Genomic DNA, 19,716 nt, shown 5'->3' on the forward strand with positions numbered 1-19,716 from the left:
TCCTATTGAGTCCGTAGCCAGGCCAGCAGATCGGCCTTTTCCTGAGCGGTGCATTCACGACCCAGAGTCCACTTGCAGTTCCGGTACAACCATTTCCGAATGGTCCGGACATCGGTCAGTCGCTCCGGATTGACCGAAGGCGCCATGGGGTCAATGACCTTTCCCGTTGTGAGGTGGCGCCCTGTTCGGGCCGGGTCGGCGGTATGACACCCGGAACAGCCGCGGTCGTTCTCAAACGTGCGCCGCCACAAGTCCGCGCCCGCCTCCGGGTTCGCCGTTTCAACACCCCAAGCCCGGTATTCGGCCATGAGTTCATCCACAGCGACGTCGGCCGTCGCGATGCCGGACAATCCCGAACCGAGCAACAGAACCAGCATCCAAACCATGCCCTTCATCAGTCGTCCTCCCGAGAGTCCACCGACGGTTTTCGACCCGTGATCATGGCCCGGACAAGGTTCTCGCGATGAAGCCAACTGCTGACCACGACGCCGGCCACATGTACGAACACCAATGCCAGCAACATGTTGGCGAACACTTCATGGACCTCTTCGACCAGGTCTTCCGGCAAAGCGGCCCAGGCGGTTCCGGCGAGGAGTCCCCGGCCCTCCAGTCCGGCCAGCGTCATTCCGGTCAGCGTCAGAACCGTCAGTGAGACCAGCAGCAGGACAACCATCCAGCCACCGGCGGGGTTATGGCCCTTATAGTGACGAGCCCGGCCGGACACCAGCCCCTTGAGGTAATCGACGACCACGGAGGGTCGCCGGACAAAGTCGGAAAACCGGGCGTGTCGGGTACCGATCAGGCCCCATACCCATCGAAAACCGACCAGGCCGGCTACCGTATAGCCCGACCATTCATGCAACGACTGCCATTCTTCCGATGCCAACCAGGCCAGACCGAAGAACGCCACCAACGACCAGTGGAATATTCGGACCAGAGGGTCCCATACTCGAACGGATTCTTGGGCAGACGAGACGTGCTCCGCCATGGGTGTTGTGTTCATACCAAGGCTCCTCCATGTGTGAGAAGCCCAGCATGCATCCACCTGGTTAAAATGAAGCTTAAAAACCCGAGTTTCGGAGTTCGAGCCAACTGTGGGGCAGTGGCTCACGTCGGCTACCGGGGGTACCCAGGCAGCCGGAACAGCGAACGCCAAAACTTGAGTTGGAGAGTGACGACGATCGCTAATGCTATCTCAAATACGGCCCGTCCTGGCCGATCTGCCCCGGTCCGTCCAGTACATAGATGCCGGCGGAATAGGCCTGAACGGTGAACTGCAGGGTTCCGTCCGATACCGTCCGGCTGTCGCCGGTGACCGCATCCCGATAAGTACCGTTCGGTAAGGCGGTTATTAGAACCGATTGCGCCGACCCGGCCGCCAGGCCCACCGCTGCGATCTGGCCGTCATGGGTGCGGGTAAAGCTCATGCCCGCGCCCCATTCGTTCACCCGGTCCATGGACCCTTTTTGCAGCGCCGGTAGCGCGTGGCGGATCTCGTTCAGACGTTGAATGTGCTGGTACAGCGGGTGCGCCCGAGCACTGGCCGGGTCGTCCAGCACCGGTCCGAAATAAGCCCGGCCGGTGTCTTTCAGAACGTCGTCGCTGCCTTGTATGTCTTGCGGCAAGCCCGCCTGAAACATCACTTCCTCGCCGTAATACAAGGTCGGAATGCCGCGCAGGGTCCACAACAGGGTGTAGGCCAGAGCCGCATTTTCCTCGCTGCAGCAGTAGCGGTATTTGAAGTCGTTATCCGGACCGACGTCGTGATTCTGGAAGAAGGTCACCAACTCGGTCGGCTCGGCGTAGGTCCAGTCCCATGCCAGAGCGCCGCCAATGCCGCTGAACGAACCGCGCGTGATGTTGTCGCGGAAGGTCGAGAACAACGGAAAATCGATGACCGAGAAATTGGCGTCGCCACTGGGGTTCGACGGATCGGATCCGGTGCGGGTATACCACCAGGGCCGAATGACAGCGGACGCATTGTCGTTACCGAGTTCGGAACCGAAACCCAACCCCTTGACCAGAGCCTCGCCGAACACGAACAGGTTCGGTTTGTGCGCCTGCCATTCATGCACGTAACCGAGCAGTTCATCCCGTTCAACGTGCTTGGCGGTATCCACGCGAATGGCATCGACCCCCATGTCCAGGTAGCGCTTGATGGACTGGTTCAGATAATCCCGCACATTCGCGTTTTCGGTCGCCAGATCGATGGTGTCGCCGGCCAGGTGCTTGTTTTGCAGGGCGTCGGGGTTCTCCCAATCGCCACCGGCCATGAAACCGTCCTGGTGATACCAGGCGGGATCGAGCGTATTGGAATCGATACCGAAAAAGCGGTTCGGGTCGTATCCCGGCTTGGGCACGGTCACGCCGGTTTTCGGATCGACCAACGGTACGGTTCCATCCGGATCCGACGTGTGACGCTCGCGGAACCAGGCGGGCGCCACGGGGTTATCGTTGTCGTCGCGGAATTCCGATTGGTAGTCGCCCAGGTTGCCGAAATAGGGATCGTTGTCGATCATCCCCTGCTGGCCACCCTCGGGGACGAAATACTTGATCGGCAGATGATCGATCCACACCTGGTCGCGAATACCGTACTGGCTGGAGTGGTTGATGACCACGTCCTGAATCACCTTGAGCCCCTCGGCGTGGGCGGCGTCGATGAAGTCCTCATAGGTGGCATCGGTCGATTCAAGCCTCGGGTCCACCCGCGTCCAGTCGTAGGCGTGGTAACCGTGGTAATCCAGCCCGCTGCGGTTTTCGTTCGGCGGTGTGACCCAGATGGCGGTGAATCCCAGATCCTTGATGTAGTCGAGCTGTTCGATCAGGCCTTTGAAATCACCCCGCCAGTGTGGATCTCCGGGTTCGATCCGGTCACGGTTGTAATAATTATTGCCGCTGTCACCGTCATAAAAACGGGCGGTCAACAGGAAATAGATCGTCTCTTCACGGAAATCCGTCCCCGCTGTCGCATCGCCGATCCGATAATCGAAAGACCGGGTGGCCTCATTTCCGCTCTCATCCACCGCCAGTGTCTTAATGGTCAGATCGATGCCCGGGCCGACATCGGCGGCCGTCAGCACTTCACCGGAATACGGAGTCGACTGGCGCGTCGGTTCGTCGCCGTTCAGCGTGTAATACAGACTCGTGTTCGGATCCTGATTGTCGCTGACAGAGAGCACCACGTCCTGCGTCTGACTGTACGTACCCGGTGAAGGATCGGCACCGACTGTCGGCGCGGTTCGGTCATCGCCGGCCAAAGGCGTGGTGGTGATGCTGTGATCGTCGCTGTCGAACCGGATGCGATAGGTGGTGTGATCGTCCACGGGATAATCGGCCTGTGGATAGGCTTCGGTCCAGTCACCGTAATGGTCGATCTTGAAACGCGGATCGGGATCCTCACCGTCGAACGTGACTTCGATTTCGAAATCACCCTCGGCGTTCGCGGTCATCGGCCAGGTACTCCAGCCATTCGGCGTACCCCGGAAATACCAGACGTCGGTCGAGTCCGTACAGTCGGCAACAGCCGTGGCGCTCAATGCATGGGACTGCGTATCGAATTCAATGTGATACGCCGTGTGGCTATCGACAAGGTAATCACTGACCGGATAATTCTCCGACCAGTCGCCGTATCGGTCAATCTTGAAACGCGGGCCGCCCTGGTCGTCGCCATCGGCGAATGTCTGACAGGTTTCCATGATCGAACCGTCGGCGGTGTTCATCGCCTGGGTCGACCAATCATTGGGAGTGCCGCGAAAGTACCAGTCGGCCATGGCCGGTGCGGTCATCAACGCACCGACCAGCAGACCACCGGCCACACGGAAACGGTAGTTCGACATAACGTGCCTCTTATTGTTGTTGGGTCAATTGGATCGGGTATCAGGTAGCCGGAGCCTAGAGTGATTGCACAACACTGACATCCTCCCCATGGGGCGGAAATCGACGAACGGTGGGCGTAGGCCGAAACTGAACGGCACCTGAATACGCTTGCGAAGAAACCCCGCCTATTCAGAAAGCATTCAGATACCGTCTGCCATCCTCTGCACAAACCACACGGAAAGATGCGGAACGATGGACAAAACAACACGGTTACACCATTTGACTCAAGCCCCCTGGCGCGCACTGTCGGCGGGTGCTTTGTTGACCACAGCTTTAACGGGTTGCCATGTGGAAGTCACCGATGCATATGAGCATGAGGCCGATTACGACACGGAAGTCACTGAATCGGTGGCCGACTTCAGCACCACCTTCCTGACCCGTACAGCCCTGGTCCCCTATTCCCTCGCTTCGGCTAGCATCGACATGGTGGCCAACCCCGAGGCGTTTCTGACGCCCACCCAGCGCAGCCTCCTGGCCCGCCACCACGACCCGGTGGAGACCACTTCCACCTACCTGTTCGAGTCCGGCCCGTGCGAATACGGCGGCTCGACCAGCGTCGAAGCCACCGGCGAGACCGAAACCTACTCCGACGCCATGACCTTCGTCACCATGGATGTCCTCACCACCGCCGACCACTGCGGCACCACCAGTTGGCTCGGCAACATCACGCTGAACAGCCGGCTCGACTTCGACGTCACCGGTTGGTACGACGACGCACTCGGGCGTATCGAATCCCTGGAAGGTCAAATGGATGGACGACTGCGGATGCGGGGCGACTACAAGGACGTGAATTTCAGCGGCATCGAGGCCGACATCGTGGAACTGTCGTCCACCGACTTCCGTATCGATGCCTTCGCCAGTTTATGGCTGGATGACAGCTGGACCGAGCGCAGCGCCAGCCTGGAGACCGAGCGTGGGGTTCATTGGTATCAGAATGACGAACACCCGCATGCCGGGCGGGTAAAAATTGAAGGGTACCGGGGTTGGGTGACGCTCACCTTCACCGAGGGCGGCGTTCACCGGTACGACAGTGACGGGTATCGGGAGTATCGGAGTTGGGGGAGTTTTTGATTCGGGGATGCCAGAATACGTTACCGTGGCGGCATTTTTTTGGTGGGCGGTGCCCACCCTGCGAATACTAACCGTGGCTGGGTTGTTGGATTACGCCTGCGGCTAATCCAACCTACACAAACAATGAATCGAGAGCCTTTATTGGCTAGCGGCGGGAACCGGGTGGTCCTATTCGGGGATGTCGGCCGCCCGGATGGCGGCCGTCAAGCCCCCATGGACGGGTTCACGGCGACCCCGAATAGGTCCACCCGGTACCCGGTGCGGGTTAAACCACCATTACATAAAAAAGGGCGACCGAGTCGCCTTTTTTCAGTCTTTCAGGAACCGATCAGCCCCCGTGCACCACGTACTCCGGCGCGAACATGGCCATCCAGATGATGGCGGTGCCGCCGCGCAGCGAGACCAGCAGAACCAGCGCCACGGTGATCACCGAGGTCGCATACATAAAGGCCCGCTCTTTCGGGATGTTCATGATGATCGGCAAGCCTTCGTAGATCAGGTACACCGCATAGGCCGCCGCGATGATGAACACCACCGCATTGAACCACAGCACCGGCCAGATACCGGCAATGCCCGCCAGGAAGATCGGCGTGGTCGCGTACACCGCCATCGCCATGCCGTGGTGCGGGTTAACCTCTTCGTCCGAATAGGTCCGCGCCATCCAGTTGATGAACTCCGCGAACACCCAGACCCCGACCAGTGCGGCGGCGTAACTCAAAATGCAGAGGATCAGACCGCTGCGGGGGGTCAGGGTGGTCAGCGGGCTGTCGGCGACCGACCAGCCAACGTGAACCACACCGATGTAAAAGCAGATGGCCGGAATCAACGCCAGGATGGGCACATGGGTGAGGAACTCCATGACCTTGGTACGACGTTGTTGACGGATTAGTGACCACTCACTATCGGGGTGAGTGAAGATACCTAGAGTATGATCGAGAATCATAGCAGTCTCCTGATTTGGGACCGGTCGTTGTTGTTGTTGTTCAATAAGCCCAATAAGACGTGCCCGATTAGGCTAACACCATGAACAGGCTGGATTTTTCGACCAGTTACACCACCTAAAATAGAGTATCTGCATAAGACTGCAAGGCCTTTGAACTGACCGATATCAAAAAACATAGATCGGTCGGGGTATTGATTTCCGAACAGAACTTTAAATTTCGTCGTTCGCTCCTATATTAATTTTTGCTAATATACAGACACAACCCCGTGCGGATACAAACGGTCACTGAAACCGGTCGGCTGTGCTAGCATGACCGACAGATCGTCCCGCACTCAATTCAGGAGCCCACCATGAATCTGACACAACTGGACAGCAACTACTGGGTTAGCCCGCAAATCACCGTCGAGGACGTGGCCGAGGCCAAAAACCAAGGCTTCGACACCATCGTCTGCAACCGACCGGACGGCGAATCCGACGATCAGACACCGGCCGTGGACATCGCCCGCGCAGCCGCGGACCAGGGCATCAAGTTCGTCGAACTGCCGATGCGCGGTCCCAACTACAGTAAAGAGCAGGTCGATACATTGTCCTCGCTGCTCGACAGCCAGCAAAAGATCCTGGGCTATTGCCGCACCGGCAATCGCAGCAGCGTTCTGTACCGTGCCGTAAAGGGCGAGGGCTGAGTTCACTCGCCAAGGATGAAGCTGTCGCTGCCCAAGGCCGGAGACCTCAACGCCGGCATTCTCGTCGCGCTCGTCGGCATCCCGCAGTGCCTGGCCTATGCCATGCTCTCCGGGTTGCCGCCGATGTACGGTCTGGTCACAGCCGCCGTGCCGGGCATGGTGGCCGCCCTGGTCGGTCGCAGCGCTCATGTCACGGTCGGGCCGACCAACACCACCGGCCTGATCATTCTCGCCAGCCTCGCCCCCTGGGCCGACCAGCCCGACAGACTTCTCACCGCCATGGTGACCCTGACCGTACTGGCCGGCCTGTCCCGCCTGCTGATCGTCGCCCTGAAAGCCGAACGCGTCTTCGATTTCGTGCCCGAGGCCGTCATGCTCGGCTTCGCCACTGGCGCGGCGGTCATCATCGCCCTGATGCAACTGGATGAATTCCTCGGCGCGCCCTTCGACGGGGTACGCACCGTGGTGGATGAGGCATGGCGGCTGATCCAGCTGTCGCCCCGGGACCTGGATTGGGCCTCGTCGGCCCTGGCCGCCGTCGCTCTGCTGTCGGTCGTGCTGGGCCGGCGCTACCTGCCGCGCTGGCCGATTCCGTTGCTGGTGCTGGTCGCCAGCCTCGCCCTGGTCTGGTTCACGCCCTTCGCCTTCATCGACAACTGGATCACGCTGGAAGAAAGCACCGTCATCACCGACGGTTGGCCCCGACTGGCCGGCGAACTGCCCAACTGGGCGATGATCCAGGCGTTGATCGTGCCCGGGTTCGCGGTAGCCTTCATCGGTTCGCTGGAATTGATCGTCACGCTGCGCAACCGCCAGGAACAGCGCTGGCTGCGCGCCGAACTCGGCAGCCAGGGCGTGGCCAACCTGGCCGGCAGCCTGGTGGGCGCTTTTCCCGCCAGCACCTCTCTGACCCGCTCGGTGTTGCTCGACATCGGCGGCGCCTGCACCCGCTGGGCGCCCTTTATTGCCGGCCTGATCCTGTTGCCCATCATTTTCTACGGCGCCGATCTGATTCGCGCCATCCCCCAGGCGGTGATCGCCGGTTTACTGGTCGCGACCGCCCTGTCGATGCTGAAACCGGCCCAGATCCGCAGCGTGCTGAAAGCCAACCCGCAGACGCGCACGCTCTTTATCGTCACCGTGGTCAGCACCCTGGTGCTGAGCTTCCACGAAGCCATTCTGCTCGGCGCCGCCCTGGGCGTGGTTATCTTCCTGTTGCAGGCGAGCGTGCCGCAACTGCACAGGTTCAGCGTCGACCGGGAAGGCTGGTTGCATACGAAACCCAGCGACGAAACACATCATTATGCGATTCAGGTCTCCGGCAGCCTCTATTTCGCCGCCGCCCGGCAATTGCCCGAGCGCCTGGAACCGATGATTCCGGACGACACCGAGCGCCTGACGCTGGATTTGAGCCACGCCCACCAACCCCGAATCGCCGCCATTCAGGCGCTGCTGCGGTTTCTGGAGGTGTGCGAGCATCGCGGTATCCGGGTCGATATCTGCGGCTACCCGGCCAACCTGAAACAGATAGCGGACACCATGGGCATTCGCCTACCCTGGTGCGAAGCCAGACTGGAGCAACGGATGGTGCAACAAGACCCGATCGCCGGGAGGCTGACATGACCCGCTACCATGAGGCACCGGATGTCCAACCGCACAACTTCGGCGGACTGCTGACCGTGGCGCAGGTCATGGTGGACTTCATGGCCCAGGCCGACCGTGTGGCGCGCACCAACGCCTCCATTCTGGTGCGCGGCCAGACCGGTTCCGGCAAGGAACTGGTGGCGCGCTACATCCACAACCAGTCGCGCCGGGCCGGCCAGACCTTCAGCGCCATCAACTGCGCCGCCCTGTCGCGCGAACTGATGGCCTCGGAATTGTTCGGGCACAAGCGTGGCGCCTTCACCGGCGCGACCCACGACCGCACCGGTCTGCTGGAGTTGACCGACGGCGGCACCCTCTTTCTGGATGAAATCGCCGAGATGCCGCTCGACATCCAGGCCGGGCTGTTGCGCGTCCTGCAGGACCGCTGCTTCACCCCGCTCGGTTCCAGCGAAGTGGTGCATACCGACATACGGCTGGTCTCGGCCACCCATACGTCGCTGCGTCGCCAGGTGGCCAACGGCGACTTCCGGGAGGACCTGATGTACCGGGTCCGGGTTGTGCCACTGTACCTGCCGCCGCTGAAGGCCCGGGTGGGCGATGTCGAGATGCTCACCTGGCAGTTCATCGACCGGTTGAACCGGGAGAACGAACGCTCCGTCTCGCGCATCAGCGATGACGCCTACGATGCCCTGCTCTCGTACGCCTGGCCGGGCAACATTCGCGAGTTGAACAACGTCATCACCTACTGCCACGCCATCGGCACCGGCGAGGCGATCGAACTGCAGGACCTGCCGCCCGAATTGCGCGGCGAAGCCCCGCCCGACGAGACCGAATCCACCCTGGTGCAGAGTGAGCGCGACCGCATTCTGGAACTGCTGCAGCGCCACAAAGGGCACAAGCAGGCGGTGGCCGACGAGATGGGGATTTCCCGGGCGACGCTGTGGCGAAAGATGAAAACACTGCAGTTGATGTGATCGACCGGGCAAACCCGTTACACTTGGCCCACATACTTTCTTACCACCGTTCAATGACACCCGACCACACCGATCTCTGGTTCCTGCCGCTCGGCGGTTGCGGCGAAATCGGCATGAACCTGAACCTCTATGGCCACGACGGCCAATGGTTGATGGTCGACTGCGGCGTCACCTTCGCCGACCCCGGTCAGACACACCAGCCTCATGTCCAGATGCCCGACCCGAGCTTTATCGAACAACACCGCGACAAACTGGCGGGCATCGTCATCACCCACGCCCATGAAGACCACATCGGCGCCGTGCCCTACCTGTGGCGCCGTTTTCGAGCGCCGGTCTACGCCACCGCCTTCACGGTCGAGATCCTCAAGCGCAAACTGGCCGAATTCGGTTTGATCGGGACCGTACCGGTCACCGTCGTCCAGGCCGGGGATCGCATCCCGATCGGCCCGTTCGAGGTGGAGTGGCTGCACATCACCCACTCCATCCCCGAGCCGAACGCCATCATGGTCCGCACGTCGGTGGGTTCGGTGTTTCACACGGCGGACTGGAAGCTCGACCCGGACCCGGTGCTCGGCGACCGCTACCAGGCCGAACTCTTCCAGCGGCTCGCCGAGGACCCGCCGAACGCCATGGTGTGCGACTCCACCAACGCCCTGGTCGAAGGCCATTCGGTGTCCGAAGCCGTGCTGTACGAAGGTTTGCGCAAGGTGGTGACCGAAGCCGAGGGACGGGTCGTCGTCAGTTGCTTCGCCAGCAACGTCGCCCGGCTCAAAACGCTGATGCGGGTCGCCGAAGACAGCGACCGGCGCGTGGCTATCCTGGGCCGGTCGCTCAAGAACATGGTCTCGGCCGCCAAGGCCACCGGTTACTGGAAACACCAGGCGCCCTTCATCGACCCGTTCGACCTGGGGTATTTCCCCAAGGCCCACTTCCTGGCCATCGCCACCGGCAGCCAGGGCGAGCCCCGCGCCGCCCTGCACCGCCTGGCGCGGGACCAACACCCGGACCTCACACTAGACGCCGGCGACACCGTCGTCTTCAGCGCCCGGGTTATACCGGGTAATGAACGACTGGTGGAAAACCTGATCAACCTGTTCAAGCGACGTGGCATCCACGTCGTCACCGCCGAAGAATACGGCCTGCCGATCCACGCCTCCGGCCACCCGGCGCAGGATGAGTTGAAACAGATGTATCAATGGGTGCAACCGCAGCTCGCGATTCCCGTGCATGGGGAAGTGGAGCACATGGCGGCGAATGCGCGCGTAGCGAAGGAATGTGGCGTACCCCGGCAATTAACCGGGGAGAACGGGGATTTGTTCTTTATCGGCCCGGTGCCGGGGGTCAGGCGCCAGGCGGTGAAGACCGGGCGTTTAGGATGGGACCGGGATGCGTTGATCCCGGTGCCGGAGTAAAGGTAGCTGAGCTAATACGCTCGGCACCCTATCGTAGGGCAGAAGAGCGACAGCGTTATCTGCCGTTTATACGGTGGCAAATGGCAAACAACAGGCAACTAACCGTAGGGCAGAAGAGCCCCAGGCGACATCTGCCGTTTATACGGTGGCATATGGCAAACGACAGGCAACCAACCGTAGGGCAGAAGAGCCCCAGGCGACATCTGCCGTTTGCGGCCGTGGCACATGAAAAACGCTTGGCAAACCCCGCTACCTTGGCCAGGTACACTTTTTGCCCCTGGCACGGCCTTCACCACCGTTTAGAACGGCAGATGTCGCCTGGGGCTCTTCTGCCCTACGTTATTTTGCCAAGAGTGTTCTTTTCGCCACGGTCGAAAGTGGCAGATAACGCTGTCGCCCGATGTGTCGGACCACTTCTGCCCTACGAGGTTCGGTGGCATTGGACGTTCACGGTTGCATCATTCTCCTACTCCTCCGCCTCGGTCAATCGATCACCCTCCAACTTCCTCAACGTCTCCAACAACCCCTCATCCGGCGCGACCTTCTTCTGGGTGTTGTAATCCAACAACACGATCCGCCCGCTGCCCAGGGTGGCGATGGCGTCCTGGGCGGTGCTGTAGATCGCGTATGTCTGCAAGAAGCCGAACGGCTGAACCTCGTCGATCCGGGCGCCGACCTTGATGGTGTCCGGGTAAGTCAGCGGGCGGCGATACTGGCACTCGGTCGAGGCCAGGATGGGGCCGATGCCGTTGTGCTTCATCTCGTCCATCAGGCCAGCGCGCTCGAAGTAGGCGATGCGGGCGCTTTCGAAATACCGGAAGTAGGTGACGTTGTTGATGTGGTTAAAGGCGTCCATTTCGCCCCACTGCAGGGGCAGGTCGATGATGACCGGGTAATCCCGCTCAAAGGCCTTCAATTTCTCACTCATGGGATGGTTGTACCTGTGTTGAATTCGGACCGGTTCAGTGTGCCCAAGGCTCCGACCAAACGCCAGCTCAGCCGGCCGACGTCGCCTGACTGCCGCAGGCGGCGAACAGGGCCTGCCAGGCGTCCACCTGCTGCCGGATCCGCAGCCGATACCGGTCGTGCCAGGCCTGTAAAACGCCCACATAGTCGGCCATCGGCTCGTTTTGAATCGGCAGGGTGTCGTGTATTCGCGACAAGGGGTCGAACCCGGCCAGGAATCGCTGGTCCACCGTCACCAGCCAGGGCTGCACCTCACCGGTAAAGATGTTGACCATGACATTGCGCGCGAAACCCAGCTCCTTGAGCGCCGGTCCCATCGGGCACAGGCGCCGGTCTTCGGCCGCCGCCCGCAACAGCCGCTCGGCCTGCTCCAGCCGCTGAATCGCCACGCGCATCGACTGCAGGCTGTGCCCGCCCATCGGGTATTGACCCATGCGCTCCAAGGCACCCAGCCAATCCGACCCGGTACTTTCCATCGGGGATTCCACCAACTGCGACAGGGTACTTTGTGCGGCTTTGTAACCCTCGGTATCGATCGTGTCTTCGGCCGCGAACGGCTCGGAACCGCCGGTCCAGTAGGCGGCGTAATCCGGATTGGCCACCGAGGCATTCCAGAGATGCACCGGAAACGCCGACCGCTTGGCCGCCAGGGCGGATTCGAGCTCCGCCCGCAGGTCATCCTCGATCTCGATGTCCGACCCGAGGCACTGCGGCAACAGGGTCAACAGGCGCCGTTCGTAATCGAGCCGGATTTCGGGTTCGGCGACCTTGCCGAGTATGGAATTGCGCTCGCCCAGCAATTTGAACACTTCGCAGCCGCGCAAGGCCCAGGCGTCGAGCAGGTCGATGCGAATGTCGGGCACCGGTTGGCGCAGTTGTCGGGGACGGGGGTAGGACGGCAATGCCATCGGGTCGACAGGCGCCGGTTCGGCATCCAGAACATTGGCGACCCGGGCGACGTAATCGTCCATCAAGTCGTCCCCGCCCTGCCCGCAACCGGCGAGTGTCAGAGCGGCCAGCAAGGTTGCAACCTGAAACAAAGGTTGAAACACCCTGCAATGACGCGCTGTGCGTTTTCTGAAAAATCCCTTTAATTTCAACAAGTTAATAATTGGCACGCCTCTTGATATATGTCTCCATAACTCAATCCGACACCGGAGAAAACAAATGGCTCATTCCATGGTGTGGATGTCCACCGACGAAATCATAAACAAAGTGCCCTGCACCTGCATCGACGGGCGCACCCCCGGCATGCGCTATAGCGTCGCCGGCGGCAGTTTCGGTCTGATCCTGCATACCCTGGGCCGGATCCAGTCCGAGCTCGGCCGTAATCTGCAACAGTCGGAAATCGAAGACTATGTTCGACTGTTCGCCGATGAGGTCGGCCCCGTCTATTTGCACAGCGACCAGCACAAGCTGGATTGCATCTACTCGCGCATGGGCGTGTCGAAGGACATCAAACTGAAAGAACTGACCGCGAACCAACGCCGTTCGTTCTGCGAACTGGCGACCGAACCGGAACTGCAGGGCTGCGGTCACCTGCATCTGATGATGACGAACGAAGCCGACTACGGCATACCGCTTCTGTTGATCCAGCGCAGTATCAAGGCCTTCATGACGCTCTACTTTAACGGTCATGAAGGACTGATGTTCGACGTGCTGTCGGGCCGACATCAGGAAGAACGCGTGCTGCTGCTGGACGTCCAGCGCGGTCGCCAGGACAAAGCCGAGTCGGCGCTGTATTTCGAATCCCCCATGTCCGAAAACAGCTTCTTCTGCCACCGCCCGCTCAAAAAAGCGTTGGCCGAACGTTTTCTGGAACGCATCGAAGCGTCGCATCGGCCCGGTTTGCCGCGTGCGGCCTGGGGGGAATTGATCGCCGCGCACAACCAGGCCGCCGAGCAAACGCTGGAACGCCTGGCGCCGGAATTACCCGTTGAACACATCCGTCTTTGAATCGAGGAGTAAACGATGAATAACACAGCCACCCTACCCCGCCTGCGTCGCTGGGTGCCGGCCATCGACTGGCTCGGTCACTACCAGCGCCGCGATTTCCGCGGGGACCTGGTCGCCGGTATCACCGTCGCCATGATGTTGATTCCCCAGGCCATGTCCTACGCTCTGTTGGCCGGCCTGCCGCCCTACATCGGCCTGTACGCTTCCGTACTGCCGTTGATTATCTACGCCGTCTTCGGCACCTCGCGCCAGCTGGCCGTCGGCCCGGTGGCCATGGTCGCCCTGCTGGTGTCCAGCGGTGTCGGCGCCATGGCCGACATCGGCTCGGACCGCTACATCGCGCTGGCGATTCTCCTGTCGTTGATGGTCGGTGCCATCCAGTTCGGTATGGGCGTGTTCCGGCTCGGGTTCCTGACCAACTTCATGTCCCACCCGGTCATTTCCGGCTTCACCAGCGCCGCCGCCCTGATCATCGGTTTCAGCCAGTTGAAACACATCGTGGGGCTGCCCTTGCCGCGCACCGAAAACATCGCTGAAACGCTCTGGCTGACGGTGTCTCAAATCACCGACATCAACATGGCGGCCTTCGCCATTGGCGTCGGGGGTGTCATCCTGCTGCTGGGACTGAAACGCATGAGCCCGCTGATGCCCGGCGCCATGATCGCCGTGGTTCTGTCGACCCTGGTGGTCTGGTTGTTCGACCTCAATACAACCGCGGGCGTCTCCGTCGTCGGTGAAGTCCCGGCCGGGTTCCCGGAATTCTCCGTACCCAGCATGAGCCTGACCGATCTCACGGATCTGCTGCCGATCGCGATCACCATCTCGATTGTCGGCTTCCTGGAAAGCATCGCCGTCGCCAAGAAGATCGCATCACAGAAGCGCTATGAAATCGACGCCAACAAAGAGCTGGTCGGCCTGGGCCTGGCCAACATCGTCGGCGCCTTCTTCAAGGCCATGCCGGTCACCGGTGGCTTCAGCCGGACCGCCGTCAACAACAACGCCGGCGCCAACACCGGCCTGGCGGCCATCATCACCGCCATGCTGATCGGTTTCGCGCTGTTGTTCCTGACACCGCTGTTCTACTACATCCCGAAAGCCATTTTGGGCTCGGTCATCATGGTCGCCGTATTCGGCCTGATCGACATCCACGAAGTGAAGCACCTGTGGAAGGTCAAGAAAGACGACCTCGGCCTGCTCGCCTTCACCTTCCTGGCGACCCTGATCCTGGGTGTGAAGACCGGCATCTTCCTCGCGGTCGGCCTGTCCATGGTCTGGTTCGTGATCAAGACCACCCGTCCGCACTACGCGGTACTGGGCCGGCTGCCGGGCACCGACGTCTACCGTAACGTCAAGCGTCACAGCGACGCGGAGACCAAGAGCAACATCCTGGCCATCCGCTTCGACGCCCAGTTCTACTACGGCAACGTCAGCTTCCTGAAAGACACCATTAAGCGTGCCGAAGCCGATATGGCAACCGAACTGAAAGCGGTGGTGCTCGACGCCAGCTCGATCAACCAGCTCGACTCCTCCGCCGACACCGCGTTGCATGAATTGCTGCGGGACTACCGACTGCGCGGCGTCGACCTCTTCGTCGCCAACGTCAAAGGCCCGGTGAGGGATGTGATGGAACGCAGCGGCTTCGTCGAAACCCTGGGTGAGGACCACTTCTTCCTCACCACCCGGGAGGCCATGGACGCCGCCCAGGATTATGTCGATCAGCAACGATAGGGTGAAGTGCTGAGCCTTGCCCCGGCATCCAGGATGCCGGGGCTTTTTTATGTAGGGCAGAAGAGCCGTAGGCGATATCTGCCGGGGGAGGATACCGGGGCTGTGGCCTACCCATTGCCACCGTATTAACGGCAGATGTCGCTGTCGCTCTTCTGCCCTACAGGTATTGATAGCCACCAGCCCATCGTAGGGCAGAAGAGCCCCAGGCGATATCTGCCGTGGGGAAGATACCTGGCCAGTGGCTTACCCAGTGCCAACGTATTAAACGGCAGATAACGCTGTCGCTCTTCTGCCCTACAGGTATTAGTAGCCACCGGCCCATCGTAGGGCAGAAGAGCCCCAGGCGATATCTGCCGTGGGGAGGATACGGCACCCGTAGCTATGCCAGTGCCACCCAACCCGTAGGGCAGAAGAGCCCGAAGGGCGTTATCTGCCGGGGGAGGATACCTAGGCTGTGGCCCATCCATTGCCACCGTATAAACGGCAGATAACGCTGTCGCCCGATGTGTCGGACCACTTCTGCCCTACTCGTACCGTGCAACGGTGTGAAACATGAAACAACCGTTGCAACAGCTTTAAACATTAGCTTTAACTAATATTTATAAACCCCTTTTAAATCAACACCTTAAAACTTGGCACGCCTTTCGCAACATGTTCTGCAACAACCGACCCGAACCGCGGGTCGACTGTCCAAATCCAAGTTAGGAGAAGCGACATGAACCAGCAAATCGAAACCTTCTACGACCCGAACACCTTCACTCTGACCTATGTCGTCTACGACGCCGACAGCCGTGACGCCGTGGTCATCGACCCGGTACTGGACTACAACCCCATCGGCAGCAAGATCTCCGATGAGTCCTATCAGAAAGTCGTCGATTTCGTGGCCGAGAAGAACCTGAAACTGCACTATGTGCTGGAAACCCACGCCCATGCGGACCACCTGAGCTCCAGCCAGTTGTTCCGGGATGAGTTCCCGGACATCCAGGTCGCGATCAGCGAGCGCATCCGCCAGGTTCAGGAAGTCTTTAAAGGCGTCTACAACCTGCCGGACACCTTCGTCACCGACGGTCAGCAGTTCGACCGCCTGTTGAAGGACAACGAGGAGTTCACCGCCGGCACGCTGAGCATCCGGGCCATCCCGACACCGGGGCATACCCCGGCTTGTGTTTCCTACCTGATCGGCGATGCCGTCTTCACCGGCGACGCGCTGTTCATGCCGGACTTCGGCACCGGTCGTTGCGACTTCCCGGCCGGCGACGCCAAAACGCTGTACAAGGGCGTAACCCAGAACCTCTACAGCCTGCCGGACGACACCCGTGTGTTCGTCGGACACGACTACCAGCCCGGCGGTCGCGAAGTGGCCTGGGAGAGCACCATCGGTGAGGAAAAGGCGAAGAACATTCAATTGAACGCCAACACCACCGAAGACGAGTACGTCAAATTCCGCGAAACCAAGGATGCCACCCTGCAGGCACCGAAGCTGATCTACCAGAGCATACTGGTGAACATCGAAGCCGGTCACCTGCCGAAACAGGAAAGCAATGGCAGCCGCTATCTGAAGATTCCGCTGAATATTCAGACCGCTCGCGCCCAATAACCCTGGGAGGCTATCGGAGAGCAGACGGTAGGTTGGATTAGCCGAAGGCGTAATCCAACACCTGCATCGCTGGCACGGTCTGCGTTATGGGCACAGTTTGGATGTTGGATTACGCGCTCACGCGCTACCGATGCGTCGGACCGATCCAACCTACTCTCTACGGGTCCGCACGCGCCCAATAACGTCGGGTAACGGGGTCAGACCAAAACGGTCTGACCCCGTTAATACACCGATATTGATTTTGCGGCCTTAGGCCGTATTATTTTAACCAATATATTAGTTATTTCTAAATTAGAGGTTGTTATGACTATTGTGAACTTCACACCTCTGCCGGCCTTTCTCGGCGGCGCATTGATCGGCCTCTCCGCCGCTCTGCTGCTGCTGTTGAAAGGACGCATCGCCGGTATTTCCGGCATCGCCGGCGGCATCATCTACCCGGAAAAAGGCGACATGGACTGGCGCTTCATGTTCATCGGCGGCCTGGTGATCGGCGGATTGCTGTACCAGTGGATCGGCCTCGGCGCGGGCGTGGATCACATCCAGGCCGTAGTCGACACCCCGATGTTGATCGTCGCCGGTGTGCTGGTCGGCATCGGCACCACCATCGGCACCGGGTGCACCAGCGGCCACGGCATTTGCGGCCTGGCCCGGCGCAGCCCGCGGTCCCTGGTGGCCACGGTCAGCTTTATGGCAACGGCCTTCGTCACCGTGTTCATCGTTCGTCACCTAATGGGAGCCTGATCATGACTAAATCGTTGAATCTCGCCGTCGCGCTGATCGCCGGTGTTCTGTTCGGCTTCGGCCTGTCGGTCGCCCAGATGATCGACCCGGCCAAGGTGGTCAACTTCCTGGATGTCTTCGGCACCTGGGATCCGTCCCTGGCCTTCGTCATGGGTGGCGGCCTGCTGGTGAACGCCATCGCCACACCGCTGATCATGAAACGTCGCACCCCGGTTCTGGCCGAGTTCTTCCGCGTACCGGCCAAGACCGAAGTGGACAGCCGCATCGTTGTCGGTGGTGTTGTCTTCGGCATCGGCTGGGGTCTCGCCGGCTACTGCCCGGGCCCGATGCTCACCTCGCTGAGCTTCGCCGACGGCAGCATCGTGACCATCGTGGTCGCCTATGTGGCCGGCACCTTCGCCACCAAGTGGGGACTGGCGCGCTGGGAGCACTACAAGCACCTGCGTCACCAGAAAAACGAAGCCTGCGTGGGGTGATCACGCCCCCACCTAACAAAAAAAGCCGGTCAGTTGACCGGCTTTTTTTATGGCCGGCATCCCGCCGGCTTCTTTTTTTGGTTAGGCAATCATTGAATCAGTCTTCGCCACACAACCGCGCCGCCAGGTGCGCTACCCGCCGGCCGAAGATCAGAATAATGGTAAAGGCGATGGGCCAGGCCACCACAAAGGCGGCCCCCCAACGCGACGGGAAGCCGTCGTCCAGCCCGGTATTGAGGGCGGTGATGACCGCAGTCATCAGGGTGACCATCAACACCGACATCAAAAAGGCCTGGACCACGGGCTGGTGTCGTTTACGCAGCATCGTTTGTTCACTCATGTCACGATTGTCCCGACGCCCGTGTTTTGAGCCACCATTCACGCCCTTTGAGCATCAGGTTCCAATACACCCAGGGGAAGAGTGTGGTTTTCATCCACCAGTAGAGGCCACGGGGCTTGCTCGGGTTCAACGGGAAGCTCGGTTGCAGTTTTCCGCCGTAACCGAATTCCGCCAGGACGACCTTGCCGGCTTCCACGGTCAGCGGGCAGGCGCCATAACCATCGTACCCGGCTTCCAGTGCCTGCCCTTCGCGTACCGCCAGCAGATTGAGCGCCGCCACCGGAACCTGCTTGCGAACGGCCGCAGCGGTTTTCGCGTTCGGTGTCGAGGCGACATCGCCCAGCGCGAAGACATTCGGATAGCGCACGTGTTGCAACGTGGTCGGGTCGACTTCCAGCCAGCCGGCCTCGTTGGCGAGCGGGCTGTCACGCACCACATCCGGCGCGCATTGCGGCGGCGTCACATGCAGAAAGTCGAAGCTGACTTCGCGCTCGGTGCCGTCGCTTTGCGCGAACCAGGCTTTGCGTTTCGGACCATCGACCCGGACCAGATTGCTGCCGAATTGAGCTCGGGCCCCGTAACGTTTGATGTAGCTTTCCAGAACCGGCACAAAATCCGCAACGCCGAACATGCCCGGGCCGGCATTGTGAAACTCGACATCGATATTGTTCAGGCGCGCGTGCTTCTTCCAGAAATCGCAACTCAGGTACAACGCCTTCTGCGGCGCACCGGCGCATTTGATCGGCATCGGCGGCTGGGTGAAGATCGCCTTGCCCGAGTTCATCAACTGGACCTGTTCCCAGGTATAGCCGGACAGCTCGGTCACGTAGTTGCTGGTTACGCCGTTCTTGCCGAGCGTCTCCCCCAAGCCTTCGATGGCGTCGATGTTCAATTTGAGCCCGAGCGCGACGACCAACTGCTCATACAGGACGGCGCGCCCGTCGTCGAGCCGCACCTGGCGTGCGTCCGGTTCGAAGGCCGAAATGCTGGCCTGGATCCAGTCCACACCTTTCGGCAGCAGGGAGCGGGTCGGCCGCTTCAACTGCGCCAGAGTCATCACACCCCGACCGACCAGGGTCTGGCCCGGCTGATAGACGTGGGTTTCATTGGGTTCGATAACGGCGATACGAAGCCCGGCATCCCGGTGCCGAAGCGAAGCGGCCATGGCAATGCCGGCCGCACCGCCCCCGGCGATTACAACGTGGTATTCTTGAGTCATGGTGCACCTATGCTATTACATTAGTAATACCTAATATTAGGTACAATCCACTCGGAATACCAGTCAGTCATTGGTCTAACACGGAAATGATCCAATTGTGTGGAATACCGGTAAGCTGGAACTGAGTAT

General features: G+C 60.5%; 18 protein-coding genes. 10 read left to right on the forward strand and 8 right to left on the reverse strand.

Translation table 11 applies throughout. The features are described 5' to 3' along the window. Positions 1 to 2: 2 nt before the first annotated feature. The 3 genes from IE111_RS01475 to IE111_RS01485 form a co-directional block, all read right to left on the reverse strand. The gene (locus IE111_RS01475; RefSeq protein WP_229805094.1) at positions 3 to 395 is read right to left on the reverse strand and encodes a DUF1924 domain-containing protein; all 393 of its coding nucleotides are present in this window, start codon (positions 393 to 395) and stop codon (positions 3 to 5) included. Continuing rightward, entirely contained in the window at positions 395 to 1,003 is a 609-nt protein-coding gene (locus IE111_RS01480) for a cytochrome b/b6 domain-containing protein (protein WP_189606717.1), read from the reverse strand. Before IE111_RS01480 ends, IE111_RS01475 begins: the two co-directional genes overlap by 1 nt. A gap of 187 nt (positions 1,004 to 1,190) precedes the next feature. After that, a complete protein-coding gene (locus IE111_RS01485; protein ID WP_229805095.1) occupies positions 1,191 to 3,836 on the reverse strand; it encodes an alpha-amylase family glycosyl hydrolase in 2,646 nt (881 codons plus the stop codon). 232 nt (positions 3,837 to 4,068) lie between these two features. Between IE111_RS01485 and IE111_RS01490 the strand changes: the two genes are divergently transcribed. Further along, the gene (locus IE111_RS01490; RefSeq protein ID WP_189606718.1) at positions 4,069 to 4,947 is read left to right on the forward strand and encodes a hypothetical protein; all 879 of its coding nucleotides are present in this window, start codon (positions 4,069 to 4,071) and stop codon (positions 4,945 to 4,947) included. A 328-nt stretch (positions 4,948 to 5,275) separates the two neighbouring features. On the opposite strand, the gene IE111_RS01495 is transcribed toward IE111_RS01490, so the two are convergent. Continuing rightward, positions 5,276 to 5,890 (reverse strand): Yip1 family protein, encoded by a 615-nt coding sequence (locus IE111_RS01495; RefSeq protein ID WP_189606719.1) that lies wholly within the window; start codon positions 5,888 to 5,890, stop codon positions 5,276 to 5,278. Between the two features lie 350 nt (positions 5,891 to 6,240). On the opposite strand from IE111_RS01495, the gene IE111_RS01500 reads away from it, so the two are divergent. From IE111_RS01500 to IE111_RS01515, 4 genes are read left to right on the forward strand one after another with little or no spacing between them, the layout of a single operon-like run. Beyond that, complete coding sequence (locus IE111_RS01500; RefSeq protein WP_189606720.1) at positions 6,241 to 6,573, forward strand: protein tyrosine phosphatase family protein; 333 nt, start codon at positions 6,241 to 6,243, stop codon at positions 6,571 to 6,573. Positions 6,574 to 6,588: 15 nt separating this feature from the next. Next, positions 6,589 to 8,196, forward strand: coding sequence for a SulP family inorganic anion transporter (locus IE111_RS01505; RefSeq protein WP_189606721.1), 1,608 nt, complete (start codon positions 6,589 to 6,591; stop codon positions 8,194 to 8,196). Then, positions 8,193 to 9,152, forward strand: a complete 960-nt coding sequence (locus tag IE111_RS01510; protein WP_189606722.1) for a sigma-54 interaction domain-containing protein — start codon at positions 8,193 to 8,195, stop codon at positions 9,150 to 9,152. The genes IE111_RS01505 and IE111_RS01510 overlap by 4 nt, the downstream gene beginning before the upstream one ends. Positions 9,153 to 9,205: 53 nt before the next feature. Beyond that, on the forward strand, positions 9,206 to 10,564 hold the full coding sequence (locus IE111_RS01515) for a ribonuclease J (protein WP_189606723.1): 1,359 nt from the start codon (positions 9,206 to 9,208) through the stop codon (positions 10,562 to 10,564). 466 nt (positions 10,565 to 11,030) lie between these two features. Here IE111_RS01515 and IE111_RS01520 read toward each other — a convergent pair whose 3' ends face one another. Together IE111_RS01520 and IE111_RS01525 are read right to left on the reverse strand one after the other, a co-directional pair. Beyond that, positions 11,031 to 11,492, reverse strand: coding sequence for an acyl-CoA thioesterase (locus IE111_RS01520; RefSeq protein ID WP_189606724.1), 462 nt, complete (start codon positions 11,490 to 11,492; stop codon positions 11,031 to 11,033). A gap of 67 nt (positions 11,493 to 11,559) precedes the next feature. After that, the gene (locus IE111_RS01525; RefSeq protein WP_189606725.1) at positions 11,560 to 12,570 is read right to left on the reverse strand and encodes a DUF3080 family protein; all 1,011 of its coding nucleotides are present in this window, start codon (positions 12,568 to 12,570) and stop codon (positions 11,560 to 11,562) included. 127 nt (positions 12,571 to 12,697) lie between these two features. Between IE111_RS01525 and IE111_RS01530 the strand changes: the two genes are divergently transcribed. The 5 genes from IE111_RS01530 to IE111_RS01550 all read left to right on the forward strand — a co-directional run bounded on the left by IE111_RS01530 (position 12,698) and on the right by IE111_RS01550 (position 18,028). Further along, positions 12,698 to 13,486 carry a hypothetical protein gene (locus tag IE111_RS01530; protein WP_189606726.1) on the forward strand — a complete coding sequence of 263 codons (789 nt, stop codon included), beginning with the start codon at positions 12,698 to 12,700 and terminating at the stop codon, positions 13,484 to 13,486. A gap of 15 nt (positions 13,487 to 13,501) precedes the next feature. Beyond that, positions 13,502 to 15,214, forward strand: a complete 1,713-nt coding sequence (locus tag IE111_RS01535; RefSeq protein ID WP_189606727.1) for a SulP family inorganic anion transporter — start codon at positions 13,502 to 13,504, stop codon at positions 15,212 to 15,214. Between the two features lie 715 nt (positions 15,215 to 15,929). Further along, positions 15,930 to 16,811 carry an MBL fold metallo-hydrolase gene (locus tag IE111_RS01540; RefSeq protein WP_189606728.1) on the forward strand — a complete coding sequence of 294 codons (882 nt, stop codon included), beginning with the start codon at positions 15,930 to 15,932 and terminating at the stop codon, positions 16,809 to 16,811. A 303-nt stretch (positions 16,812 to 17,114) separates the two neighbouring features. Further along, on the forward strand, positions 17,115 to 17,552 hold the full coding sequence (locus tag IE111_RS01545) for a YeeE/YedE family protein (protein ID WP_189606729.1): 438 nt from the start codon (positions 17,115 to 17,117) through the stop codon (positions 17,550 to 17,552). A gap of 2 nt (positions 17,553 to 17,554) precedes the next feature. Further along, a complete protein-coding gene (locus IE111_RS01550) occupies positions 17,555 to 18,028 on the forward strand; it encodes a DUF6691 family protein (protein ID WP_189606730.1) in 474 nt (157 codons plus the stop codon). A 97-nt stretch (positions 18,029 to 18,125) separates the two neighbouring features. On the opposite strand, the gene IE111_RS01555 is transcribed toward IE111_RS01550, so the two are convergent. After that, positions 18,126 to 18,368, reverse strand: a complete 243-nt coding sequence (locus IE111_RS01555; RefSeq protein WP_229805097.1) for a DUF2798 domain-containing protein — start codon at positions 18,366 to 18,368, stop codon at positions 18,126 to 18,128. A gap of 1 nt (position 18,369) precedes the next feature. Further along, a complete protein-coding gene (locus IE111_RS01560; RefSeq protein WP_189606731.1) occupies positions 18,370 to 19,587 on the reverse strand; it encodes an NAD(P)/FAD-dependent oxidoreductase in 1,218 nt (405 codons plus the stop codon). Between the last annotated feature and the right edge of the window lie 129 nt (positions 19,588 to 19,716).

The organism is Saccharospirillum salsuginis (assembly GCF_014651855.1).
In the GTDB taxonomy this organism is placed as follows: Bacteria; Pseudomonadota; Gammaproteobacteria; order Pseudomonadales; family Natronospirillaceae; genus Saccharospirillum; species Saccharospirillum salsuginis.

What these genes read in the sequence shown, in the direction of transcription:
- IE111_RS01475 (WP_229805094.1), bottom strand. Translation starts at nt 395, where the DNA reads ATGAAGGGCATGGTTTGGATGCTGGTTCTGTTGCTCGGTTCGGGATTG.
- IE111_RS01480 (WP_189606717.1), bottom strand. Translation starts at nt 1,003, where the DNA reads ATGAACACAACACCCATGGCGGAGCACGTCTCGTCTGCCCAAGAATCC.
- IE111_RS01485 (WP_229805095.1), bottom strand. Translation starts at nt 3,836, where the DNA reads ATGTCGAACTACCGTTTCCGTGTGGCCGGTGGTCTGCTGGTCGGTGCG.
- IE111_RS01490 (WP_189606718.1), top strand. Translation starts at nt 4,069, where the DNA reads ATGGACAAAACAACACGGTTACACCATTTGACTCAAGCCCCCTGGCGC.
- IE111_RS01495 (WP_189606719.1), bottom strand. Translation starts at nt 5,890, where the DNA reads ATGATTCTCGATCATACTCTAGGTATCTTCACTCACCCCGATAGTGAG.
- IE111_RS01500 (WP_189606720.1), top strand. Translation starts at nt 6,241, where the DNA reads ATGAATCTGACACAACTGGACAGCAACTACTGGGTTAGCCCGCAAATC.
- IE111_RS01505 (WP_189606721.1), top strand. Translation starts at nt 6,589, where the DNA reads ATGAAGCTGTCGCTGCCCAAGGCCGGAGACCTCAACGCCGGCATTCTC.
- IE111_RS01510 (WP_189606722.1), top strand. Translation starts at nt 8,193, where the DNA reads ATGACCCGCTACCATGAGGCACCGGATGTCCAACCGCACAACTTCGGC.
- IE111_RS01515 (WP_189606723.1), top strand. Translation starts at nt 9,206, where the DNA reads ATGACACCCGACCACACCGATCTCTGGTTCCTGCCGCTCGGCGGTTGC.
- IE111_RS01520 (WP_189606724.1), bottom strand. Translation starts at nt 11,492, where the DNA reads ATGAGTGAGAAATTGAAGGCCTTTGAGCGGGATTACCCGGTCATCATC.
- IE111_RS01530 (WP_189606726.1), top strand. Translation starts at nt 12,698, where the DNA reads ATGGCTCATTCCATGGTGTGGATGTCCACCGACGAAATCATAAACAAA.
- IE111_RS01535 (WP_189606727.1), top strand. Translation starts at nt 13,502, where the DNA reads ATGAATAACACAGCCACCCTACCCCGCCTGCGTCGCTGGGTGCCGGCC.
- IE111_RS01540 (WP_189606728.1), top strand. Translation starts at nt 15,930, where the DNA reads ATGAACCAGCAAATCGAAACCTTCTACGACCCGAACACCTTCACTCTG.
- IE111_RS01545 (WP_189606729.1), top strand. Translation starts at nt 17,115, where the DNA reads ATGACTATTGTGAACTTCACACCTCTGCCGGCCTTTCTCGGCGGCGCA.
- IE111_RS01550 (WP_189606730.1), top strand. Translation starts at nt 17,555, where the DNA reads ATGACTAAATCGTTGAATCTCGCCGTCGCGCTGATCGCCGGTGTTCTG.
- IE111_RS01555 (WP_229805097.1), bottom strand. Translation starts at nt 18,368, where the DNA reads ATGAGTGAACAAACGATGCTGCGTAAACGACACCAGCCCGTGGTCCAG.
- IE111_RS01560 (WP_189606731.1), bottom strand. Translation starts at nt 19,587, where the DNA reads ATGACTCAAGAATACCACGTTGTAATCGCCGGGGGCGGTGCGGCCGGC.